Source organism: Leifsonia sp. Root227 (genome assembly GCF_001428745.1).
GTDB lineage: Bacteria > Actinomycetota > Actinomycetes > Actinomycetales > Microbacteriaceae > Leifsonia.
Window position 1 is genome coordinate 589,649 of record NZ_LMIO01000002.1, and the last position, 24,503, is coordinate 614,151.

Here is a 24,503-nt window from a genome sequence, read left to right on the forward strand (position 1 = left end):
CGGCGGCCCCCTGGGTGCTCATGGTCAGTCTCTGTCGGTCGTCACCTTCTCCGCCTGCTGCAGCACGCCGCGCAGGTTCTCGAAGTAGCCGGCAACGGCTTCGCGCTCAATCCTAATCTGGGCCAACCGCTCCTCGGCGTCCGCCACCAGGCGGCGTGTCCGTTCTTCGGCGTCCTCGACCAGCGCAGCAGCACGTTCCTCGGCGTCGGCGACGATGGTACGCCCTGTTTCGTCCGCTTCGGACTTCGCGGACTTAATCGTCGCGCGGGCCTCGTTCTCCGCCTTCTCCGCCTCCGCGCGCGCCTGCGCCGTCCGCTTGACGGCGTCGGCGAGCTGGGTGTTGGCCTCGTCGAGGTACTTCTGGGTCTGGGCGACCGCTTCCTGGTGGCGCAGGAGGTAGTCCTTCTCCGCCTCGTCGCGCCTGGCCTTGAGTTCGACATCGAGGTCGATGCGGGCCTGCTCGATCTCCCTGGTGCGCGCATCCACTGTCTCGAGCACCTCGGTGCGCATGGTGGTGAGCTCGGTGTCGAGTGCCGCCCTGGCCTGCACGGACTCCTGCTCGAACGCGCTCCTGAGCGAGGCGAGCTCTGCTTCGAGGGCGGTGCGCGCCTCTGCAATCTCTGCGGCGAGCGTCGCGCGCGCCTCTGCCGTCTCGCGCTCGATGGCGACCCTGGCCTGCTCGGTCTCGGCGGCGAGCTCGACCCTGGTCTGCTCCGACTCGCGCTGCAGGGTGAGACGCTGCTGCTCCCTGTCGTTCTCCAGCTCGTTCGCCGTCGCCTCGCGCTGGTCGGCCAGGTCGACGCCGGTGCGGCGGGTGTCCTCCGCGAGGGTGCTCTGGATGCGCTGGACCTCTTCGTCGAGGCTGGACTTGGTCTGCTCGACCTCGGCGGCCAGGGCGGACTTCGTCTGCTCGACCTCAGCTGCGAGGGCCGACTTCGTCGTGGTGACCTCGGTCTCCAGGGCGGACCTGGTCTGCTCGACCTCCGCTGCGAGGGAGGACTTGGTCTGCTCGACCTCGGCCGCGACGGCTGCCCTGGTCTGCTCGACCTCGGCGGCCAGCTCTGCCTTGGTCTGCTCGACCTCCGCAGCCAAGGTGGATGTGGTCTGCTCAACCTCGGCAGCGAGAGCCGCTTTCGTGGTGCTGACCTCTGTGTCGAGCGCCGACTTCGTCTGCTCGACCTCCGCCGCGAGGGCCGACTTCGTGGATGTGACCTCCGCGTCGAGCTGCGAGCGCGTGTTCGCGACCTCTGCGGCGAGAGCGCTGCGCTCCCTGGCGAGTTCGTCGGCGAGGGTGCTCCGTGCCGTGTCGACCTCCGCGGCGAGGGATGCGCGCAGTTCGGTGGCCTCCGCGTCCAGCTCCCTGCGCTGCCGCTCCGCGTCGGCCGCGAGCGCCGCCCTGGTCTGCTCGACCTCCGTGGCGAGCGAAGACGCGGTCTGCTCCCTGTCTGCCGCGAGCGACGCCGCCGTGGTCGCACGGTCGGACTCGAGCTGAGCGCGCGTCTCCGTCGCCTCTGTCTCGAGCGCCGTCCTGGTCTGCAGGACCTCGTCTGCGAGCTGCTTCCTGGTGCGCTCGACCTCCTCGGCCAGCGCGCTCCGTGCGGTGGCCGCCTCGGTCTCCAGCGCGCTCCTGGTGCTGCTGACCTCGGTCTCCAGCGCGCTCTTGGTCGTGGTGACCTCGGTCTCCAGCGCACTCTTGGTCGTCGTGACCTCGTCGGCCAGCGCGCTCTTGGTGCGGGTGACTTCGTCTGCGAGCTCCTGCGTGGTGCGGGTGACCTCGTCGGCCAGCGCGCTCTTGGTCGTGGTGACCTCGTCGGCCAGCGCCGACCTGGTCTGCTCGACCTCCGCATCCAGTGCAGCCTTCGTCTGCTCGACCTCGACGGCGAGGGCGTTCTTGGTCTGCTCGACCTCCGTCTGCAGGGCGAGGCGGGTCGTCTTGGACTCATTCTCCAGATCGGCCCTGGTCTGCTCGGTGTCTGCTTCGAGGGCCGCGCGCTGCTGCTCGACCTCTGCCGCGAGGTCGGCGCGTGCCTGCGCAGCCTCCGCCGCGAGGGCGTTGCGGGTGGCGGTCTGCTCCGCGTTCAGCCGGTCCGTCGTCTCGGCGACCTGGCGGGCGAGGTCGAGCCTGGTCTGCTCCGACTCGCGCTCGAACGCCGCCCTGTCCTCGGCGAACGCCGTGGCGAGTTCGGTGCGCCTTGTCTCGATCTCTCTGTCGAGCTGTGCGGCCTCTGCGCGGGCGGCCTCCGCCTCCCTGGTGGCGACGGCCTTCAGCTCCGCGGCTTCCCGGTCGGCCTCTGCGCGCACGGCGGACGCCTCGCGCTTGCTGGTGGACCTGACCTCGGCCGCCTCGGTGGCGACGGCGCCACGGATCGCCGCCGCTTCGCGCATCGCGTCGGTGAGAAGGGTCTCTTTGTCCGCCCTGGTCTTCTCGAGCAGCTCCGCCGACTCGATCTGGGCGTCCTCGATCGCGGTCGTCGCGCGAGCGCGGGCATCCGCCAGGATGCGCGCCGCCTGCTGGGAGGCGGTGGTCTTGATCTTCTCGACATCGGCGGCGACTCCTGCGCGCAGCTTCTCCGCGTCGATGTCGGCCTGGGCGATCAGCCGGGTCGACTGCTCCTCCGCGACCCTGAGGGTGTTCTCCAGCTTGGTGCCGAGCCCGGAGAACGTCGGGCTGCCGACCTCTTCGATCTCGGCGTTGAGCTCCTCGACGCGCACCTGCAGGCGCTTGATCTCCTTGGTCGCGTCCGCGGCCTGCGTGTTGGACTTGATCAGGTCGCGGCGCAGCTCCTGCAGGGCCTTGTCGACTTCGTCCTTGTCGTAGCCGCGGAAGACCTGGGTGAAGTTCGATTCGTCGGTGGCCACTTCATACTCCTGAAAGCTCGGGGGTGCGGCGCCTGGCGTGCACCCCGACGATCCTACATTTCGCAGGATGGGCGCGCACCGGTGGACAGCGCATCCGTTGAGGCAACGGTTAGACGGCTCCCAGGGTCACCCGGTATCTTTGAGTAACTGTGCCTCCCGTCGTCTCCGGCACAGAAGGAGCTTGCTTGCGTTTCGTATTCGCCATCGTCGCGTTCGTCGTGGCGGCCGTCATGATCGTCGCGGGAATCGCCCAGCGCACCGTTTTCGCGCCCCCGTCGCAGATCGCCGCCACCACGACGGTCAAGGGCGACCCCCGATACATCGTCATCGACGGCGCCGTGCTGAACGCCCATCCTGGCCAGCAGACCCTGTCCGTCGGCGGCGGAGACACCAAATCCCAGGTGGTCGCGTACGGCAGGACGGCCGACGTCAAGGCGTGGCTCGGCACAGAGAAATACGTAAGCCTCGGGCTCGACAAGACCACGGGTGACATCACGATGAAGTCGGTCACCACGAAGGCGACGGACGGGGGCTCCACCTCCACGCCGTCCCCGACGAGCACCCCGGCAGCGCCCGCCGACCCCGCCACCACGACGCCGGCCGAGGGAGCGACGACAGGAGACGCTGTCGCCACCCCCAACCCGAACCCCGCCGGTTCGGACCTCTGGCTCGAGGAGTTCGACGGCGAGGACGCCCAGGTCACCCGGATGAACGTGCCGGACAGCATCAGCGTGATCGTCGCGGGCGACGGAACGAAGGCCGCTCCGAACCAGATCCGCGTCACCTGGCCCGTCGATTCGAGCACCCCGTTCGCGTTCCCGCTCATCGTCGGCGGCCTCGTGCTGCTGGTCATCGGAATCGGCCTGTATCTCTGGGGGCTGTACGCGATCCGCAAGTCGCGTGGACCGCGCAGGAAGGGCGGTCCGAAGATGCCGAAGCTGCCGAAGGCGCCCAAGTACAAGCCGTCGAAGGCCGTCGAGGCCACGCCGAAGGGCCGCAGGTCGGTCAGGCGCTCGATGGTCGCCGTGCCGATCACTCTCGTCGGCGCCCTCGCCCTCAGTGGATGCTCGATCGGAGCTGCTCCCTCGGCGTCCGTTCCCGTCCGCACGGCGAGCCCGATCACCACGGAGCTCCCCAAGGCCAAGGACCAGCTTCCCCCCGCCGTGACCGTGCCGCAGCTCGAGCGCATCGTGAAGCGCATCTCCGCCACCGCGACGACGGCGGACGCGAAGGCCGACCCGGCGATCGCGAAGCAGCGCTTCACCGGCCCCGCACTGCAGCTGCGCGAGGCCAACTACGCCATCCGCGCGAAGAAGGCGGACGAGCCGGCGCTGCCCGCCATTCCGGCGAGCCCGATCATCCTCTCCCTCCCGCAGGCCACGGACACCTGGCCGCGCACGGTCACGGCCGTCGTCGAGACGCCGAAGGACGCCAACGGCGCAGCGCAGGCCCCACTCTCGCTGACGCTGGTGCAGGAGACACCGCGCGACAACTACCTCGTGACGTACGCGGTGTCGCTGGAACCGAAGGCGAAGGTCCCGAACCTCGCCCCGGCGAGCATCGGCTCCGCCGTCGTTCCTCCGGACTCCAAGCTGCTGAAGCTTCCGCCGAAGGACCTGGCCGCCGCATACGGCGACGTGCTGATGAACGGCGACGCGAGCACCTCCGCCGACCTGTTCAGCGCGGAGGGCGACACCCTGCGCACCCAGGTCGGCTCCGACTGGAAGGCGCAGCAGAAGGCTGAGCTGCAGCAGAAGTACGGTGCGACGTCGTCGCTCGACTTCACCAGCGCGGTCGGCGCCGGTCCCGATATCGCCATGGCGACGAACGACTCCGGCGCGATCGTCTGGGTCAACCTCGAGGAGACGCAGACCCTGAAGGTCGTCGAGGCAGGCGCCGAAGTGGATGCCGGACCGACCTCCGCCGCGCTATCCGGAGTAGCGTCGTCCAAGACGGGAATCGCATCCACGTACGGATACCAGCTGGCGTTCTACGTGCCGCCTGCCGGCTCGTCCGCCAAGATCACCCTCCTGGGCTTCGCCCAGGGCCTCGTCTCAGCCAAGGAAGTGCAATGAGCCAGATCCCGCCGAGCCCCATGAACCTGCGGGGAGCCGTCGACCTCACCTCGCTCGTGAACAGGGCCATGACGGCCGGTCAGCCGCCGGCGGCCGGCGCCCCAGCCGCACCGGCGGGGGAGCAGGGCGGCGACGTCGCGCTGCCGAGCCTCTACTTCGAGGGCACGGACGCCAACTTCAACGACTTCCTCGACCTGTCGATGACGGTTCCGATCGTCGTCGACCTCTGGGCGGAGTGGTGCGAGCCGTGCAAGCAGCTCAGCCCCATCCTCGACAAGCTCATCGCCGAGTACGCGGGCCGGCTCGTGCTCGTGAAGGTCGACGTGGATGCGAACCCCCAGCTCACGCAGGCGTTCCAGGCCCAGTCGATCCCCGCCGTCGCCGCCGTGATCGGCGGACGCCCCGTGCAGCTCTTCCAGGGAGCCATCCCGGAGCAGCAGGTGCGCGACGTGTTCGAGCAGCTGCTCCAGCTCGCCGCGCAGAACGGCGTGACGGGACGCGCCGCCGTCGATGGAGCAGAAGTCCCTGCAGCGGACGACGCCGAGCAGGCGGAGCCTGCCCCCGAACCGCTGCCGCCGCACCACGCGGAGGCGTACGAGGCGATCGAGCGCGGCGATTTCGCGACCGCCATCGCCGAGTACAAGACCGCCATCGCCCAGGACCCGCGCGACTTCATGGCCGTGGCCGGTCTTGCCCAGGTGAGCCTGCTCGCGAGACTCGCAGGGAAGTCGCTGGACGAGATCCGGTCGGCGGGCGCCTCAGCAACCGATGACGTCGACGCTCAGCTGCTCGTGGCCGACCTCGACATCTCCGGCGGGCACGTGGACGACGCCTTCGACCGCCTGCTCACCCTGTTCCCGAAGCTCGACGCAGCGGGCAAGGACGCGGTGCGCACGCGCATCCTGGACTATTTCGAGATCGTCGGTGTGGATGACCCTCGCGTCGTGAGGGCGCGGGCTAGGCTGGCGTCGCTGCTGTACTGAGCCGACTCACCGGCCTCGGCGGCTTCGCTCCTTTCCGCATCGCATCGATCAGCCGGGAGGCCACTGCATGACCCGCGTTCTCGTCGTCGGAGGCACCGGCCTGGCCGGGCGCGCCGTCACCTCGGAAGCCATCGCCCGCGGACACGACGTGGTGGTCGCCTCCCGCCGGGTTCCCGACGACGACAGCGAGCAGTACGTCGACGGAGCGGTCTACGAGACGGCGGACATCGTCTCCGGCAACGGCCTCGAGGCGGTGCTCGACGGCGTCGACGTCCTCGTTGACACCACGAACGGCTCCGGCCGCACGGCGGCGCACGTCTTCGCGCACGGGTCGCAGAACCTGCTGCACACGGCCGCCCGCTTCGGCGTGCACCAGGCCGTGCTGCTCTCCATCGTGAACGTCGACCGCTCGACATACGCGTACTACCGCGCGAAGGCGGCTCAGGAGCGGGTCTACCGGGAGTCGCCGCTGAACACCCGCATCCTGCGCACCACGCAGTTCCACGACTTCGTGTCGGCGATCTTCGCCCGCGGCACCGCCGCCGTCGTGCCAGCGCCGACGAAGACCAGCTTCCAGCCGATCGCCGTCTCCGACGTGGCGAGGCTGCTGGTGGATGCGGCGGAAGGGCAGGGCGAGGCCGACTCGACCCTCACGGTCGGCGGCCCGAAGGTCGAGACGGCCAGGGCTCTCGCCGAGCAGTGGAAGGCGGCGACAGGCGCGCGCGGTGCGATCGTGCCCGTCCGGCTCGGCGGGGCGCTCGGCAGCTTCCTGCGCGCGGGGGAGAACCTGATCCCCGGCAACGCCCTGCCGGGGATCGACTACGGCACCTGGCTCAGCTCGAACGCGGCTTGAGCCACAGGCCGCCGAGCGGCGGCAGGGTCACCAGCGCAGAGGCGGGGCGTCCCGCCCACGGCTCGTCCACGGCGACGACGGCTCCGAGGTTGCCGACGCCGGAGCCGCCGAACGCCTCGGCGTCCGTGTTGAGCAGTTCCTCCCACTCGCCGGCGAACGGCAGGCCGAGCCGGTAGCCGCTGTGCGGCGCGCCGGAGAAATTCATCACGATCGCGATCGGCGAGCCGTCGACGTCCTTCCGGAGGAACGCCACCACGTTGCCTGCGGCGTCTGAGCCGTCGATCCACTCGAACCCTGCCGGGTCGCTGTCGAGCGCCCAGAGCGCAGGGTTGGCCTTGTAGACGGCGTTGAGCTGGGCCACGAGGTCCCAGAGGCCGCGGTGCGACGGCTGGTCGAGGATCCACCAGTCCAGGCCGCGCTCCTCGCTCCACTCGGACGGCTGACCGAACTCCTGTCCCATGAACAGGAGCTGCTTGCCCGGATGCGCCCACATGAACGCGAGGAACGCTCGTACGTTCGCGAGCTGCTGCCAGTGGTCGCCCGGCATCTTGCCGAGCAGGGAGCCCTTGCCGTGCACGACCTCGTCGTGACTGATCGGCAGGAGGAAGTTCTCGCTGAACGCGTAGACGAACGAGAAGGTGATCTCGCTGTGGTGGTAGCTGCGGTACATCGGGTCCTCGTGGATGTATTGCAGGGCGTCGTGCATCCAGCCCATGTTCCATTTGAAGCCGAATCCGAGGCCGCCGGACGAGGTCGGCTGGGTCACGCCCGCCCAGCTCGTAGACTCCTCGGCGATCATGACCGTGCCCGGGTTGCGCTTGTACGAGGTCGCGGTGACCTCCTGCAGGAAGCCGATCGCCTCCAGGTTCTCCCGGCCCCCGTGGATGTTCGGCAGCCACTCGCCGTCGGCGCGCGAGTAGTCCAGGTACAGCATCGAGGCGACGGCATCGACCCGCAGGCCGTCGACGTGGAACTCCTCGAGCCAGTACAGCGCGTTGGCCACGAGGAAATTGCGCACCTGCGAGTTGCCGAAGTCGAAGACGTATGTGCCCCAGTCCTTCTGCTCGCCGCGGCGTGGGTCCGCGTGCTCGTACAGAGCCTGCCCGTCGAAGCGGGCGAGTGCCCAGTCGTCCTTGGGGAAGTGGCCGGGCACCCAGTCCATGATCACGCCGAAGCCCGCCTGGTGCAGCCGGTCGATCAGGTAGCGCAGGTCGTCAGGAGAGCCGAACCGGCTGGTCGGCGCGTAGTACCCGGTGACCTGGTAGCCCCACGACCCGCCGAAGGGATGCTCGGACAGCGGCAGGAACTCGACGTGCGTGTAGCCGAGGGCGCCGACGTAGTCGATGAGCTGGTCCGCCGCCTCGCGGTAGCCGAGGCCGGGGCGCCAGCTGCCGAAGTGCAGTTCGTAGATGCTCATCGGACCGGCGTGCGCGTCTCGGGAGGCGCGGTCGCGCATCCACTGGTCGTCGCCCCAGGCGTGCTCGGAGGCGGTGACGACGGATGCGGTCGCCGGGGGAGTCTCCGCCGCCCGCGCCATCGGGTCGGCCTTGCGCACCCAGGCGCCGTTCTGGCCGAGCAGGTCGAACTTGTAGATCGCGCCTGCCCCGATGCCGGGCAGGAAGATCTCCCACACGCCGGACGAGCCCATGCTGCGCAGCGAGTGGCGTTCGCCGTCCCAGTCGTTGAAGTCGCCGACGACGCGCACGGCGCGGGCGTGCGGCGCCCACACGGTGAACGCGGTCCCGCTCACCCCGTCGATCTCGCGGACGTGCGCTCCGAGGGCGGTCCAGAGCTGCTCGTGCCTGCCCTCTCCGATGAGGTGGATGTCCAGCTCGCCGATGGTCGGAGCGAACCGGTACGGGTCTTCCGCGTCCCAGACGCTCCCGTCCGGGTAGCGCGCCTCGATCGTGTACGCGTCGGCGCCGATGATGTCGATGCCCTGCCAGATGCCGTGGCCGACGTGCGCCAGCTCGATGTGCGCCCCCGTCGAGAGCACGGCGGCGACCTCGCTGGCCAGGGGCCGCAGCGTCCTGATGACCGTGATCCGGTCGGCGATGCCCTCCGCGCTGACAGCGTGCTGGCCGAGGATCGCGTGCGGGTCGTGGTAGCTGCCGGTCGCGACGGCGAGCAGCAGCCCGTCGTCGAGGTCGGGGAGCACGACAGCGGCCGCGCCTTCGGGGATCGGGGTCATCAGGAACCTGCCTTCACAGTGGACTCTGCCTTGACAGAGAGGATGTGCACGGGTTCGGTGAACGCGTCGAGCCGGACGTAGTCGTCGGCGCCCCAGGTCCACTTCGCACCCGTGACGATGTCTTTGACCTCGAACAGCGCGCCGGGCTCGACGCCGAACGCCGTCACGTCGAGGTGCACCATCGTCTCGCGCACGGAGTGCGGGTCGACGTTGGCGACGACGATGACGGCATCCGGTTTGCCGCTGCGGGTGAACTCGCCCGCGAGGTACTTGGAGTAGACGAGGATCGAGTCGTCGTCGCTGCCGTGCACGCGCAGGTTGCGGAGCTGGCGGAGAGCAGGATGCTCGCTCCGCGCCCTGTTGAGCATGGTCAGGTACGGCGCGAGCGACTGGCCGAGTGTCTGTGCCCTGGCGTAGTCGCGCGGCCGGTACTCGTACTTCTCGTTGTCGATGTATTCCTCCGCTCCCGGCCGTGCGACGTTCTCGTACAGCTCGAAGCCGGAGTAGACGCCCCACGTCGGCGCTGCCGTCGCCGCGATGGCCGCGCGCACCTTGAACGCGGCAGGGCCGCCGAACTGGAGGTACTCGGTGAGGATGTCCGGGGTGTTAACGAACAGGTTGGGCCGGAGGAAGTCGGCCGTCTCCGTGGCGAGCCCGGTGAGGAACTCCTCGAGCTCTTCCTTCGTGTTCCGCCAGGTGAAGTAGGTGTACGACTGCTGGAAGCCCGCCTTGGCGAGCGTGTGCAGGATGGCGGGACGGGTGAAGGCCTCCGCCAGGAACACCACGTCGGGGTCCGTCGCGTTGATCGTGCGGATCAGCCACTCCCAGAACGCGAGCGGCTTGGTGTGCGGGTTGTCGACGCGGAAGATGCGGACGCCGAGCGACATCCAGTACCGGACGATCCGCAGGATCTCCTGGCGCAGGCCCTCCGGGTCGTTGTCGAAGTTGATCGGGTAGATGTCCTGATACTTCTTCGGCGGGTTCTCCGCATACGCGATGGTCCCGTCCGGCAGGGTGGTGAACCACTCGGGATGCTCGGTGACCCACGGGTGGTCAGGAGCGGCCTGGAGGGCGAGGTCCAGGGCGACTTCGAGCCCGGCCTGCTTGGCCTTGCCGACGAAGTAGACGAAGTCCTTCTCTGTGCCGAGATCGGGGTGGATCGCGTCGTGACCGCCCTCCGCCGAGCCGATCGCCCAGGGCGACCCAGGGTCGTTGGGGCCGGCGACGAGCGTGTTGTTCGGTCCCTTGCGGAACGCATGGCCGATCGGGTGGATCGGCGGCAGGTAGACGACGTCGAAGCCCATCGCAGCCACCTCTGGCAGGCGCTTGGCCGCCGAGCGGAAGGTGCCGGACTTCCAGGAGCCGTCCTGCTGCTTCTTCGCTCCCTCCGAGCGGGGGAAGAACTCGTACCAGCTTCCGACGCCGGCGCGGGTGCGCTCCACCTGGATGCCGAGCGTTGGCGACAGGGTGGGCAGATCGACGACAGGACGCACGGTGAGGATGCCGGCGACGCGCGGTTCGATGGCCGCTGCGAATCGTTCATCCGCTGTTCGTGTCGTGTCGGCGACCACCTTCGCCGTCTCGGTCAGGTGGCGGCGCTCCGCGGTGCTGCGGCGCTTGTCGGTCGCTGCGCGGGTGAGCAGTTCGTGGCCGATGGTCAGCATCAGGTCGGTGTCGATGCCGGCGGGGATCTTCACCTCGGCGTTGTGCCGCCAGGTCGCGTACTCATCTGCGTATGCCTGCACGCGGTACTTCCAGAGGCCTTCGGTCTCCAGCTGAACCAGCACTTCCCAGCGGTCGGTGCCTGGGTCGACAGGGTGCATCCTGTGCTCTGTCTGCACCCCGTGCGGGTCGAGCAGCAACAGGTCGACGCCGATCTGGTCGTGGCCCTCCCTGAACGCGGTCGCCCTGAACGGGATCACCTCGCCGCTGAACGCCGCCGCGGGCCAGAGGCCGTCGTCCACCTGGGGGGAGAGCCCCAGGATCGGGATGCGCCCCAGCAGGGGAATGTATTCGGTCTGCGCCGGTGCGCCGCCGTCCGCAGGGGATGCAGGCTGTCCGGCCGATGCTGTCTTGGTCGCTGCACTCTTAGCCACACCCCGACCGTACACGCATTAACGTGCCGGACATCAGGCTCCCCTAGAGTGGCACCGTGAAGGCAATCCGTAGGTTCACCGTCCGTGCCGTTCTGCCAGAGAATCTCTCTGCGCTCGAAGAGATCGCGGGCAATCTGCGCTGGTCATGGCATGAGCCGACCCGCCAGTTGTTCGCGAGGATCGCCCCGGAGCTGTGGCAGCAGGTCGGCCACGATCCGATCGCGCTGCTCGGCGCCGTCGAGCCGTCGCGCCTCGCCGAGCTGGCCGCCGACCAGGGATACATCGACTGGGCCACGCACATCAGGGACGACCTGCGCGCGTACCTGAGCGACCCGCGCTGGTATCAGTCGCTCGACGACTCCGCGCCGAAGTCCATCGCGTACTTCTCGCCGGAGTTCGGCATCGCCGCCGCGCTTCCGCAGTACTCCGGCGGCCTCGGCATCCTGGCAGGCGACCACCTGAAAGCTGCGAGCGACCTCGGCGTCCCGCTCGTCGGGGTCGGCCTGTTCTACCGCTCCGGCTACTTCGCCCAGGCGATCACCCCGGACGGCTGGCAGCTCGAGAGCTACCCCGTGCTCGACCCGGACGGCCTCCCGCTGTCCGTCCTGCGCAACCCGGACGGCACCGCCGTTCAGATCACCCTCGCCCTCCCGGACGGCGTCTTGCACGCCCGCGTCTGGCAGGTGGCCGTCGGCCGGGTGACGCTCCTGCTGCTCGACACCGACATCCCCGACAACGAGGAGCGTCTGCGCTCGGTGACCGATCGCCTGTACGGCGGAGGAGGAGAGCACCGTCTGCTGCAGGAGCTCCTGCTCGGCATCGGCGGCGTGCGAGCCGTGAAGGCGTGGACGGAGCTGACCGGCGCGCCGGCGGCAGAGGTGTTCCACACCAACGAGGGCCACGCCGGTTTCCTCGGCCTGGAGCGCATCTCCGACCTGATCGGAGAGGGCCTGACCTTCGACGAGGGCCTGCAGGTGGTCCGCGCGGGCACCGTGTTCACCACGCACACCCCCGTTCCCGCCGGCATCGACCGGTTCGACACCCCGCTCGTGCAGCGCTACTTCTCCACCGACCTGCTGCCAGGTGTCGATCCGCAGCAGGTGCTCGCGCTCGGAGCGGAGGACTACCCTGGCGGCTCGCCCGACGTCTTCAACATGGCCGTGATGGGCCTGCGTCTCGGCCAGCACGCCAACGGCGTCTCCCGGCTGCACGGCGAGGTCAGCAGGCAGATGTTCAACGGCCTCTACCCGGGGTTCGACGCGCAGGAGGTGCCGATCGACTCCGTCACCAACGGTGTGCACGCGCCCACCTGGACAGACCCGATGCTGCTCGCCCTCGCCGAGGAACGTCTCGGCACGGACGACACCACCGCGGCGGACTGGGCCAACAGCGGAGCGGTCAGCGACCTCGACCTGTGGTCGGTGCGCACCAGGATGCGCGAACAGCTCGTGGGCGACGCCAGGCGCCGCCTGCAGGCGGCCTGGGAGGCGCAGAACCCCGGCGGCATCGCCCCGGCGTGGATGGACGAGCTTCTCGACCCGTCCGTGCTGACCATCGGTTTCGCCAGGCGGGTGCCGACGTACAAGCGGCTCACGCTGATGCTGCACAGCCCGGAGCGGCTGCGCGCCATCCTGCTGAACCCCGAGCGGCCGGTGCAGATCGTGATCGCCGGCAAGTCGCACCCGGCGGACGACGAGGGCAAGCGCCTCATCCAGAAGCTGGTGCAGTTCGCCTCCGAGCCCGACATCCGCACCCGCATGGTCTTCCTGCCCGACTACGACATCGGGATGGCGCAGCTCCTCTACCCCGGCACGGACATCTGGCTGAACAACCCGCTGCGCCCGCTGGAGGCGTGCGGCACCTCCGGCATGAAGGCGGCCCTGAACGGCGCGCTCAACCTGTCGATCCTCGACGGCTGGTGGAACGAGTTCTACGACGGCGAGAACGGCTGGGCGATCCCGTCCGCGGACGCGGCGGGCGACGGAGCGGAGCGCGACGCCCTCGAGGCGGAGGCGATGTACGACCTCATCGAGCACCAGATCGCCCCGCGCTTCTACGACCGCACGGTCGACGGAGTTCCCGCGGCCTGGGTCGGCCAGATCCGGCACACCCTCTCCACGCTGTCGCCGGAGCTCAGCGCAGGCCGGATGGTGCGCGAGTACGTCACCCGCCTGTATGTGCCCGCCGCGTCGTTCGAGCGCAGGCTCACCGCGGACGGCTTCGCCGACGCGCGCAGCCTCGCCGCCTGGAAGGCCCGCGTGCGCGCTGCGTGGCCGGGCGTCAACGTCGCCCACGTCGACGCGGGAGGGGTGGATGCGGTGCCGCAGGTCGGCGACGAGCTGCACGTCCGCGCGCTGGTGCACCTCAACGGCCTCTCGCCGGACGACGTGGAGGTGCAGGTGGTCTACGGCCGCAGCCACGAGGGCGACGAGCTCACCGACGTGCGCCACGAGGCGCTGACCCTCGACAGCGCTGCTCCCGGAACGGACGACCCGTCCGTGGCCCGTGAGTACCGAGGGACGGTCAGGTTGCAGCTCGCTGGCGGCTTCGGATACACCGTGCGGATCGTGCCGAAGAACGCGCTGCTGATCTCGGACGCCGAGCTGGGACTGGTGGCCGTCGCCTCGTAGCTGTCAGGCGGCGATGTCCGCGAACGTGCCGCCCGTGGCGGTGAGCAGGTCGGCCGGGGAGAGCTCCACATCAACGCCCCGCTTGCCCCCGGAGACGAACACGGTGTCCCAGAGCTGAGCCGTCTCGTCCACGACGGTGACGTGCCTGGTCTTCTGGCCGATCGGGCTGATGCCGCCGACCACGTAGCCTGTCCTGCGTTCGGCCACCGCAGGGTCGGCCATGGTCGCCCGCTTGGCGCCGACCGCGGCCGCGAGCGCCTTGAGGTCGAGCATCCCTGTCACGGGGACGACCCCGACGACCAGGCCGAGCTCGGTGTCTGCGAGGAGGGTCTTGAACACGCGGTCCGGCTCGACGCCGAGCGCCGCGGCGGCCTCCAGGCCGTATGAGGCAGCAGCCGGGTCGTGCTCGTATGCGCGGACGGCGAACGGGATGCCGGCAGCGCTGAGTGCGACGGTCGCCGGAGTGCCGGCGGTCGGCCTGGCCGCTGTTCCTTTCGTCCCTGGCGCTTTTGAGCGGGGCACTAGCGCTGCGCCTCCACCTCGGACGGGTGCTGCTCAACGGCCGTCTCCGACGGCTCCAGCCTCGGCCCGTTCGCGCGGAAGAGCTGCATCGACGCCCCGCCCACCAGCCGGGAGGCGCCGGGCGCGAGCGTGCCGCTCTCCTCGTCGATCGGCACCTCGGTGGCGCTGTCCCAGAGCAGGCGGTACGAGTCGACGCCCGGCGCGACGGGAAGCCGCACCTCCACGTCGTCCTCCACGCCGTGCACGATCAGCAGGATGCGGTTGAACTCCTCCCTGTCCGGGGTGGAGGCCGCGAGGTACTGCAGGGTGCGGTTCTCCGGGGAGTTCCAGTCGTCGTCGTCCATCAGAGCGCCGGTGGCGTCGAACCAGTCCATGTGGCTGGCGTTCTTGGTGGTCTCGCCGAACACGGCGTACTTGCTCGGGCGCAGCGCCGGATTGTCGCGGCGCAGCTCCAGCAGCCGCTTGGTGGTGTCGTACATCTCCCGCTGGTCGCGGGTGCGCAGCCAGCTCAGCCAGGTGAGCTCGCTGTCCTGGCAGTAGGCGTTGTTGTTGCCGCGCTGGCTCCTGCCGAACTCGTCGCCGGCCGTGACCATCGGAACGCCGGCGCTCAGCAGCAGCGTCCCCATCAGATTGCGCATCGCCTTGTGACGGTCGAGCAGGACGGCTTCGTCCGTCGTCACGCCCTCGACGCCGTGGTTGAACGACCGGTTGTTGTCTGTGCCGTCGCGGTTGTTCTCGCCGTTGCCGAGGTTGTGTTTGACGTCGTACGCGGTCAGGTCGGCCATCGTGAAGCCGTCGTGCGCCGTGACGAAGTTCACCGACGCGAGCGGGCCGCGCTCGGGGGAGAAGGTGTTGGAGGACCCGGCCAGGCGCGTGGCGAACCCGCCGATGCCCACCGGAGCCTGCCCGTTCTTCCGCGCGTCCGCGATGTCGGCCAGCCAGAAGTTCCGCACCCTGTCGCGGTAGCGGTCGTTCCACTCGGACCAGCCCTCAGGGAAGTTGCCGGTCTGCCAGCCGCCCATGCCGACATCCCACGGCTCCGCGATCAGCTTCACGTCGGCGAGTGCCGGATCGTTCAGCACTCCCTGCAGCAGGGGATGCTCCGGGCTGTACTCCACATCGGCCCCGCGTCCGAGCGTTGCGGCCAGATCGAACCGGAAGCCATCGATCTGCACCTCGTTCGCCCAGTAGCGCAGCGAGTCCTGCACCAGCCGGATGGGGACCGGGTGCCCGAAGTTCAGGGTGTTCCCGCATCCCGTGACGTCGATATACGCGCCGTGCTCGTCCTGCCGGTAATAGGTTGCATTGTCGATGCCGCGGAAACTCGTGCGCGGCCCGCCGAGCCCTTCCTCTGCGGTGTGGTTGTAGACCACGTCGAGGATGACCTCGAGCCCGGCCAGGTGCAGCAGCTTCACCATGCCCTTGAACTCGGCGAGCACGGCGTCCGGACCGGCCGCCTGCGCCGCATGCGACGCGTACGGGACGTGCGGCGAGAAGAAGTTGAGGGTGTTGTAGCCCCAGTAGTTGGTGAGCCCCTGCTGCAACAGCCGCTGCTCGGAGACGAACGCGTGCACGGGCAGCAGCTCGACGGCGGTGACGCCCAGGTCTTTCAGGTAGCCGATGGTCGACTCGTGCGCGAGCCCCGCGTACGTGCCGCGCAGCTCCTCTGGCACATCGGGGTTCAGTTTGCTGATGCCCTTGACGTGCGCCTCGTAGACCACGGTGTGGTCGAGCGGGGTGTTCGGCTTGCGCGCATCCCCCCAGTCGAAACCATCGGAGACCACCGTGCCGCGCCAGCCATCGGCGCCCACCCGCACCAGCCCGCGCGCATACGGGTCGAGCAGCAGCGTCTCCGGATTGAACACGTTGGTGGGGGAGGACGGCCCTGACACGCGGATGGCGTAGCGGCTGCCGACCGCGAGGGAGCGCGACCTGCCCACCCACACGTTGTTCGCATCCTTGGTCATGGTGACGGTCTTCACCAGCCAGTTCGGGTCCTTCGCATCGAACAGGCACAGCTCCATGCCGTCGGCGTGCTCGGACCACACCCGCAGCTCACCGCCGTGGGTACCGACGCGGACGCCCAGATTGCGCAGAGGATCAGCGGAGGTCATGCGATCTACAGTAGTGAATGCGGGTAACGATCCCGCTGAGAGCGAAGGAGGGGCAGGTGCCGGTCTACCTCGACCACGCGGCCACCACGCCCATGCGGCCGGAGGCCATCGCCGCATACGCGGAGGCGATGGGCGTCGTCGGCAACCCGTCCTCCATCCACAGCCAGGGCCAGCAGGCCAAGCGGATGCTCGAAGAAGCCCGCGAGACCGTCGCGGCCACCCTCGGCTGCGACCCGATCGAAGTCGTCTTCACCTCGGGAGGCACAGAGGCGATCAACCTCGCCATCAAGGGGCTGTACTGGCAGCGCAACACGGACGGACGGCGACCGCGCATCCTCGCCCCCGGCGGAGAGCACCACGCAACGGTCGACACGATCGACTGGCTCACCAGCGCGGAGGGAGCGAACGCCGACTGGCTCCCGCTCGACGGCGAAGGACGCATCCGGATCGACGCCGTCACCGACGCGCTCGCCGCGCACGCGGACGACACGGCGCTCCTCACCTTCCTCGCGGTCAACAACGAGGTCGGCACCATCCAGCCCGTCTCGTCGCTGGCGGCGCTCGCCGTGGACGCCGGGGTTCCTGTGCACGTCGACGCCGTCGCGGCGTACGGGCACCTGCCGATCGACTTCGCGTCGCTCGGCGTCGCCGCCCTCAGCGTCTCTGCGCACAAGATCGGCGGCCCCGTCGGCATCGGGGCGCTCGTGCTCGCCCGCACGGCGAATGTGGTGCCGCTCGTCCACGGCGGCGGCCAGCAGCGGCAGGTGCGCAGCGGCACGCAGGACGTCGCTGCGGCGGTGTCGTTCGCGGTGGCGGCGCGGGCGGCGGCGGACGAGCTCGCGGGGGAGAGCGCGCGGCTGACAGTGCTGCGCGACCGGCTGATCCGCGGCGTGCTCACCGCGGTCCCGGAGGCGCGGCTCAGCGGACCGTCGCCGGACGGCCCCTCTTGGGACGGCCCCCCGTCGGACAGCACGGGGCGCGTGGCATCGAACGTGCACGTCACGTTCCCAGGAGCGCAGGGCGACTCGCTGCTGTTCCTGCTCGACCTCGCCGGCGTCTCCGTCTCCACGGGGTCCGCCTGCCAGGCGGGCATCCCCGAGCCGTCGCACGTGCTGCTGGCGATGGGGCGCACAGAGGACGATGCCCGCAGCGCCCTGCGCTTCACCCTCGGCCGCACCACCACGGACGCCGACGTGGATGCGCTGCTCTCCGCTCTCCCCGGCGCGTACGCGCAGGCCGCCCGCGCCGGCCTCGCCACGCGCGCCCCTCGCCTCGCCTGAGGCGGCAGACCGCGCCGCGGCCTGCCCGAATCGTGCGCTCAGAGTGGGCGCGTACAATCGCCTGGTGAAGATTTTGGCGGCAATGAGCGGTGGCGTGGACTCCGCGGTGGCGGCGGCGCGCGCCGTCGACGCCGGGCACGAGGTGGTCGGCGTGCACCTGGCGCTCAGCAGGATGCCGGGGACGCTGCGCACCGGAAGCCGCGGCTGCTGCACGATCGAGGACTCGATGGATGCGCAGCGCGCGGCCAACATCATCGGCATCCCTTACTACGTCTGGGACTTCTCGGAGCGCTTCAAGCTCGATGTGGTGGACGACTTCATCGCCGAGTACACGGCGGGCCGCACACCCAACCCCTGCATGCGCTGCAACGAGAAGATCAAGTTCGCCGCTCTGCTGGAGAAGGCGCTCGACCTCGGCTTCGACGCGGTCTGCACAGGGCACTACGCCACGATCCTCACCGACGAAGAGGGCAACCGCGAGCTGCACAGGGCGAGCGCCTGGGCCAAGGACCAGTCGTACGTGCTCGGCGTGCTCACCTCGGAGCAGCTCGCGCACGCGATGTTCCCGCTCGGCGCGACCCCGTCGAAGGCGGAGGTGCGCGCGGAGGCGGCCGAGCGCGGCTTCAGCGTGGCCAACAAGCCCGACTCGCACGACATCTGCTTCATCCCGGACGGCGATACCCGCGGCTGGCTCGCCGAGCGCGTCGGGGCGGAGACCGGAGACATCCTCGACCGCGAAGGCAACAAGCTCGGCGACCACGGCGGAGCGCACGCCTTCACCGTCGGTCAGCGCAAGGGCCTCAACATCGGCTACCCGTCGGACGACGGCAAGCCCCGTTTCGTGCTCGAGGTGCGCCCCAAGGACAACACGGTGGTCGTCGGCCCGAAGGAGGCGCTGGACATCGCGGAGATCGCCGGCTCCCGGTTCACCTGGGCTGGCCGCGCTCCGGAGAACGCGGACGAGGAGTTCGCCTGCGACGTGCAGATCCGCGCGCACGCCGACCCTGTTCCTGCTGTGGCCGTGGTGCGCGACGGCGAACTCGTCATCCGGCCGGACGTTCCGCTGAACGGCGTCGCCCCCGGGCAGACCGCTGTCGTCTACGTCGGCACGCGCGTGCTCGGCCAGACCACGATCGATCGCACGGTCTCCGCCGTCCCGGTCGGCTAGCCGCAGGGCGCTTCGCAGCAGGGGCGCGTCCCTCCGGGGGACGTCGGTGGTGGTGAATATGCTGTCTGACGTGGCAGACGACACCAGCACGGCAGACGACACCAGCGACGCGATCGAATCCAGCGGCGCGCAGAGCGACACGGACGCCCGCGCGGAGGCGGCGGAGCTGACCACGCGCATCCTGGAGCTGCGGGATGCGTACTACGAGCGCGACACCGTGCTCGTCAGCGACCAGGACTACGACCGCATGATCCAGCGGCTCGAAGAGCTTGAGCGGCTGCATCCGGAACTGCAGAGTCAGGACAGCCCGACGCAGACCGTCGGCGGCCGTGCCCAGACCACCCTGTTCGCGCCTGTCGAGCACGCCGAGCGGATGCTCAGCCTCGACAACGTGTTCTCGATCGAGGAGTTCGAGGCGTGGGCAGCCAAGGTGGAGCGCGACGCCGGGAGGAGCGTGCACTACCTCAGCGAGCTCAAGATCGACGGGCTCGCCATCAACCTGCGCTACGAGAACGGCACGCTCGTCACGGCGGCCACCCGCGGAGACGGGGTCGTCGGCGAGGACGTGACGGAGAACATCCGGTACATCCCCGCCATCCCCACGAAGCTGTCCGGATCGGGGCACCCGCCGCTCGTCGAGGTGCGCGGAGAGGTGTTCTTCCCCGTCGCCGAGTTCGAGGCGCTGAACGCCGCGCAGCTCCAACAGGGCGAGAAGGTGTTCGCCAACGCGCGCAACGCCGCGAGCGGTTCGCTCCGCCAGAAGGGCGAGAACAAGAACCAGGCGCAGCTCGCGCTCATGCGGGCGCGCCTCGGCAGGCTGCACATGCTCGTGCACGGCATCGGAGCGTGGGCGAACCCGCCCGTTGCCAGCCAGTCGGAGGTCTACGACCTGCTCAAGGAGTGGGGTCTGCCCACCTCGACCCACTACCGCGTGTTCGAGAGCGCACACGAGGTGGCCGACTTCATCCAGTACTTCGGCGAGCACCGCGCGAGCGTCGAGCACGAGATCGACGGCATCGTGGTGAAGGTCGACGAGCTCGCGCTGCACGACGAACTCGGCGCGACGAGCCGTGCCCCGCGCTGGGCCATCGCGTACAAGTACCCGCCTGAGCAGGTCAACACCAAGCTGCTCGACATCGTCGTGAGCGTCGGCCGCACCGGGCGCGCCACGCCGTTCGCAGTGATGGAGAAGGTGAAGGTCGCCGGCTCCGAGGTGCGCCAGGCAACGCTGCACAACCAGGACGTGGTCAAGGCCAAGGGCGTGCTGATCGGCGACACGGTCGTGCTGCGCAAGGCGGGCGATGTCATCCCCGAGGTCCTCGGCCCCGTGGTGGAGCTGCGCGACGGCACGGAACGTGAGTTCGTGATGCCGGAGAACTGCCCGGAGTGCGGCACCAAGCTGGCCCCGGCGAAGGAGGGCGACATCGACCTCCGCTGCCCCAACTCCGAGTTCTGCCCCGCCCAGGTGCGCGGGCGCGTCGAGCACATCGGCTCGCGGGGCGCGCTCGACATCGAGGCACTCGGCGAGGTGGCGGCCGCTGCGCTCACCCAGCCGCTGCATCCGTCGACCCCTCCGCTGCCGACCGAGGCCGGGCTGTTCGGCCTGGAGATGGCGGACATCTTCCCGGTCGAGGTGGTCGTGCGCGACTCGGAGACGGGGCTGCCCAAGCTGACGGACTCCGGCGCGGAGAAGACGGACACCCCGTTCCGCAGGCGCAGACAGAAGAAGGACGGCGCGTACGACCCGGACGCCGCGGAGTTCGGCGGAGACGCCGATTTCGTGCCGTCGAAGAACGCCGTCGAGCTGCTGGCGAACCTGGCTGCGGCGCGGGTGAAGCCGCTGTGGCGCATCCTCGTCGCGTTGAACATCCGGCACGTCGGGCCGGTCGCCGCGCGTGCGCTCGCCAACCACTTCGGGTCGCTGGATGCGATCCGCTCGGCCAGCAGGGACGATCTCGCCGCGGTGGACGGCGTCGGCGGGATCATCGCTGACGCGGTGCTCGCCTGGTTCGAGGTCGACTGGCACCGCGAGATCGTTGAGCGCTGGGCGGAGGACGGCGTGCAGTTCGCGACGCCGGGGCACCCAGGGCCCGGCGCGGCAGCGGAGGCCGGAGGGGTGCTCGCGGGCCTCACCGTCGTCGCCACCGGCTCGCTGGAGGGATACACCAGGGAGGGTGCGCAGGAGGCGATCATCGCCGCCGGCGGCAAGGCGGCGTCCAGCGTGTCGAAGAACACCGACTTCGTGGCTGCGGGACCCGGCGCAGGATCGAAGCTGGCGAAGGCGGAAGCGCTCGGGCTGCGCATTCTGGACGCCGAGCAGTTCCGCATCCTGGTCGAGCAGGGGCCGGCCTCTTTGGACGATTCGACCGATTCCGAGGCACCGGAGGCGCATTCCTGACCCGAGAACGGTCCTTCTACTCCTGAACAGGGGGTAGAATGACCGGCCTGACACGATCGTGCTACCGATAGCATCGGAGAGTGCGCTCGCCCGGGGCGCACTGCAAGGGCTTAGCTCGTCGCTCTCGGAGGGACCCGGACGGAGTGCTGGTCGGCTTTGCAGCTGTTATCGCTATAACCTCGGTCGCCAGTGGGCTGACCGGGGCCTTCGTCGCGCCCGCAGATGCCGTCCCAGCCGTCTCGGTCTCGTACCACTCCGTGGTCGCCGACGCCCCGTCAGGCAGCGGCACCGCCGCCGTCGCTCCCGGCTCGCTGCTCGGCTCGATCGCCGGCCTCAGCGCCTCCGCGGTCCCCGGGTTCATCAGCGCGCATCGTGCCGACCTGGACAGGATGCTCGTCACGCCTCCGCGCGCCGGCGACGTCTCCGCCGTCTGGCGCCTGCTCGACCCCGTCAAGCAGGCGGCCCTCGTCAACGAGGCCCCGCACGTCATCGGCAATCTGGAGGGCGTCCCGTACGCGGTGCGCGGCACCGCGAACGCGCTCGATCTCAAGCGCACCATCGCGTCGACCACCGAACGCCTCACGACGGAGAACGGCAAGGCTGTCCGTCTCGAACTCGAGCGCAGGCTGAGCACGCTTGACAACGTGAAGAAGGCGCTCACGGTCAAGGACGGCGTCAAGCGCACCCTCGTCAACCTGGACACCTCGGACGACGCCCGCGCATCCATCGTCGTCGGCGACCTCTCCACTGCCCGCTACGTGAGCGTGCTGGTGCCGGGGATGTACATGTCGGTCGGCGAGCAGATCGTCGACTGGGCCAAGGTGGCGCAGAACCTGCACGACCAGGAGACCGCGTTCCTGCACCGGCTGCTCGGACCCCGGTCGTCCGGCGGCACGCCCGGCGTCGCCGTCGTCGCCTGGATCGGCTACCAGACCCCCGTGCTCACCAACATCGGCGGAACGCAGCTCGCTATGGACGGCGCCGACAGTCTGGAGCGTACCCTGGTCGGCATTCAGGAACTCCGCACGGAGAATCCGCCGTACCTCAGCGTGTTCGCGCACTCCTACGGGTCGACGGCCGCGCTGCTCGCGCTGGAGCGCAAGACGGTGACCGTGGACGCCCTGGCACTGATGGGTTCGCCCGGCAGCGACGCGCAGTCCGTCGCCGAGCTCAGCGTGCGCGACGGAAACGTGTTCGTCGGGCAGGCCGAACTCGACCCCATCGTGCACAGCGCGTTCTTCGGCAGCGACCCAGGATCGCCGTCGTACGGTGCGCAGCGGATGGATGTCGGCGGAGCGGTCGACCCCGTCACCGGTCAGACGCTCTCCGGGTCGTCCGGTCACAACGAGTACTTCTCCGCCGGCACGGAGTGCATGCGGAATCTCGCCATGATCGGCATCGACCAGGGCGGCCTGGTGATCAGCAGCACAGGATCGTCTGGCGCGGTCGTGACGGCCGCCGAGCGCTGATCCGGCGCGGCTCCTTCCGCGAACCACCGATGCGCGCATAATGGACGGCGATGCAGCCGGATGACGATGAGCCTGCCGAGGCACAGCCCGCAGGCGACCAGCCCGTAGGCGATACGAGCCGCGCAGCCCCGTCCCGGCGCGCCTTCCTCAGGACGGCGGGCATCGCGGCCGCGGGAGCAGCGGTCGGCGGTGTCGTCGGTGGAGTGATCGGCGCATCCGTCGCGTCGCACCCGGAGGACGAGGTCGAGCACGAGACGGGGGAGGAGTACCCGCCGCTGCCTGCGCCTGCGACGCCGGGCTTCGAGCACCTCATCGTGCTGATGTACGAGAACCGGTCGTTCGACAACCTGCTCGGCTACCTCTACGACGAGAAGACCCTGCCGAAGGGGAAGCACTTCGACGGGCTGGCGTTCGGCGAGTACAGCAACCCGGACCCGGCGGGCGGCGTCATCCCGGCGCATCCGTACGACGGAACGACCGACTTCATCATGCGCCAGCCGTCGCCCGACCCTGGCGAGGCGTATCCGCACGTCAACACGCAGCTCTTCGGCACCGTCGACCCCGCCTCGAACGCGACGGCCAGGGAGCACGACATGCTGCCGCCGTTCAACGCGCCTCCCGCAGGGAGCGAGCCGCGGATGCAGGGCTTCGTGCGCGACTACGTGGACGAACTGCGCAAGGATCTGCGGCGCGAGCCCGTCGCGGACGAGTACCGCAGGGTGATGGGATCGTTCACGCCGGAGATGCTTCCGGTGTTCTCCACCCTCGCCAAGCAGTTCGCCGTCTACGACGACTGGCACTGCGCCGTTCCGTCGCAGACGTTCTGCAACAGGTCGTTCTTCAACGCGTCGACGTCGCACGGCTACGTGACCAACGGAGGAGCCGGCGGCCTGAAGAAATGGTTCGACGCCGACAACTCGTCGCCGACGATCTTCAACAGGCTGGAGGAAGCGGGGGTGAGCTGGCGGGTCTACTTCGACGACCGGCAGATCATCTCGCTCACCGGGTTCATCCACGCGCCGGTGCTCGAACCGTACTGGCACACCAACTTCCGCACGATGACGGACTTCTACAAGGACGTGGAGGAGGGCACCCTCCCCGCGTACGCGTTCGTGGAGCCGCGGCTGCTCTACGACCACAACGACATGCATCCGCCAGGCGGACCGATGACCGAGGTGGATGTGGACGGGCAGGTGATCGTCGGCGGCGCCATCTCCGACGTGCGCGCAGGCGACCTGCTGCTGCACCAGGTGTACTCGGCCGTGCGCTCGTCGCGCAGCGCGAAGGGCTCCAACGCGCTCAACACCATGCTGCTGGTGACGTTCGACGAGCACGGCGGCACGTACGACCACGCCGTGCCAGGGCCTGCGACGCCCCCGGATGCGAGCGGTCCCGGCGAGATGGGCTTCGCCTTCGACCGCCTCGGCCTGCGGGTCCCCGCCATCGCGATCTCCGCGTACACGGAGCGCAACACGATCATCAACGAGGAGATGCACCACGCCGCCGTCGTGAGCACCCTGGTGAAGAAGCACAAGCTCAAACACCTGACCAACCGGGACAGGGGAGCGACGACGATCGACAACGCCGTCAACCGGCGAACGCCGAGGCAGCCGGGAACCTGGCCGGACACCCACCCGCAGTACCTCCCGGCCAACCCGGAGCAGCAGGCGCCGGCACCGGGCGACGACGACCGGCCGCTCAGCCCGCCCGGCATCGGCCTGGTCGGCCTGCTGCTGGCGCGCTATGGGCTGCCGGACGATCAGACGCCCCGCACGTACCGGGAGGCGTACGAGGCGGTGGACCGGCTGGGAACGGGACTGTTCGGCTCGCCCTAGAATTGAGGAGTCCACCCTCGAGTCACCACG

The 24,503-nt window shown here is 69.5% G+C and carries 14 protein-coding genes; 9 read left to right on the plus strand and 5 right to left on the minus strand.

Annotated features, from left to right (window positions below; all coding sequences use genetic code 11):
• Nucleotides 1–24 precede the first annotated feature (24 nt).
• Nucleotides 25–2,859: a DivIVA domain-containing protein gene (locus tag ASE16_RS07680; RefSeq protein ID WP_055893157.1), complete on the minus strand. Its 2,835-nt coding sequence runs from the start codon at nt 2,857–2,859 to the stop codon at nt 25–27.
• Nucleotides 2,860–3,044: 185 nt separating this feature from the next.
• Here ASE16_RS07680 and ASE16_RS07685 point away from each other — a divergent pair, with 185 nt between their 5' ends.
• The 3 genes from ASE16_RS07685 (at nt 3,045) to ASE16_RS07695 (ending at nt 6,770) form a co-directional block, all read left to right on the plus strand.
• Nucleotides 3,045–4,934 (plus strand): hypothetical protein, encoded by a 1,890-nt coding sequence (locus ASE16_RS07685; RefSeq protein ID WP_055893159.1) that lies wholly within the window; start codon nt 3,045–3,047, stop codon nt 4,932–4,934.
• Complete coding sequence (locus ASE16_RS07690) at nt 4,931–5,917, plus strand: tetratricopeptide repeat protein (RefSeq protein WP_055893162.1); 987 nt, start codon at nt 4,931–4,933, stop codon at nt 5,915–5,917. Before ASE16_RS07685 ends, ASE16_RS07690 begins: the two co-directional genes overlap by 4 nt.
• 67 nt (nt 5,918–5,984) lie before the next feature.
• Nucleotides 5,985–6,770, plus strand: coding sequence for an SDR family oxidoreductase (locus ASE16_RS07695; RefSeq protein ID WP_055893165.1), 786 nt, complete (start codon nt 5,985–5,987; stop codon nt 6,768–6,770).
• Here ASE16_RS07695 and glgB read toward each other — a convergent pair.
• Both glgB and ASE16_RS07705 read right to left on the minus strand, forming a co-directional pair.
• Nucleotides 6,751–8,961, minus strand: a complete 2,211-nt coding sequence (glgB, locus tag ASE16_RS07700; protein WP_055893169.1) for a 1,4-alpha-glucan branching protein GlgB — start codon at nt 8,959–8,961, stop codon at nt 6,751–6,753. The genes ASE16_RS07695 and glgB overlap by 20 nt on opposite strands.
• Entirely contained in the window at nt 8,961–11,057 is a 2,097-nt protein-coding gene (locus ASE16_RS07705) for an alpha-1,4-glucan--maltose-1-phosphate maltosyltransferase (protein ID WP_414843025.1), read from the minus strand. The genes glgB and ASE16_RS07705 overlap by 1 nt, the downstream gene beginning before the upstream one ends.
• A gap of 56 nt (nt 11,058–11,113) precedes the next feature.
• Between ASE16_RS07705 and glgP the strand changes: the two genes are divergently transcribed.
• Nucleotides 11,114–13,687, plus strand: coding sequence for an alpha-glucan family phosphorylase (glgP, locus tag ASE16_RS07710; protein WP_055893174.1), 2,574 nt, complete (start codon nt 11,114–11,116; stop codon nt 13,685–13,687).
• A gap of 3 nt (nt 13,688–13,690) precedes the next feature.
• Here glgP and ybaK read toward each other — a convergent pair whose 3' ends face one another.
• Both ybaK and glgX read right to left on the minus strand, forming a co-directional pair.
• The gene (gene ybaK / locus ASE16_RS07715) at nt 13,691–14,209 is read right to left on the minus strand and encodes a Cys-tRNA(Pro) deacylase (protein WP_055893178.1); all 519 of its coding nucleotides are present in this window, start codon (nt 14,207–14,209) and stop codon (nt 13,691–13,693) included.
• Nucleotides 14,209–16,323, minus strand: a complete 2,115-nt coding sequence (gene glgX, locus ASE16_RS07720) for a glycogen debranching protein GlgX (protein WP_055893181.1) — start codon at nt 16,321–16,323, stop codon at nt 14,209–14,211. The genes ybaK and glgX overlap by 1 nt, the downstream gene beginning before the upstream one ends.
• Nucleotides 16,324–16,379: 56 nt before the next feature.
• Here glgX and ASE16_RS07725 point away from each other — a divergent pair, with 56 nt between their 5' ends.
• The 5 genes from ASE16_RS07725 (at nt 16,380) to ASE16_RS07745 (ending at nt 24,473) form a co-directional block, all read left to right on the plus strand.
• Entirely contained in the window at nt 16,380–17,603 is a 1,224-nt protein-coding gene (locus ASE16_RS07725) for a cysteine desulfurase family protein (protein ID WP_055893186.1), read from the plus strand.
• Between the two features lie 64 nt (nt 17,604–17,667).
• Nucleotides 17,668–18,771 carry a tRNA 2-thiouridine(34) synthase MnmA gene (mnmA, locus tag ASE16_RS07730; RefSeq protein WP_235500414.1) on the plus strand — a complete coding sequence of 368 codons (1,104 nt, stop codon included), beginning with the start codon at nt 17,668–17,670 and terminating at the stop codon, nt 18,769–18,771.
• A gap of 58 nt (nt 18,772–18,829) precedes the next feature.
• Entirely contained in the window at nt 18,830–21,169 is a 2,340-nt protein-coding gene (gene ligA, locus ASE16_RS07735; protein WP_055893192.1) for an NAD-dependent DNA ligase LigA, read from the plus strand.
• Nucleotides 21,170–21,426: 257 nt separating this feature from the next.
• Entirely contained in the window at nt 21,427–22,638 is a 1,212-nt protein-coding gene (locus ASE16_RS07740) for an alpha/beta hydrolase (protein WP_235500415.1), read from the plus strand.
• A 50-nt stretch (nt 22,639–22,688) separates the two neighbouring features.
• Nucleotides 22,689–24,473: an alkaline phosphatase family protein gene (locus ASE16_RS07745; RefSeq protein ID WP_055893196.1), complete on the plus strand. Its 1,785-nt coding sequence runs from the start codon at nt 22,689–22,691 to the stop codon at nt 24,471–24,473.
• Nucleotides 24,474–24,503 lie beyond the last annotated feature (30 nt).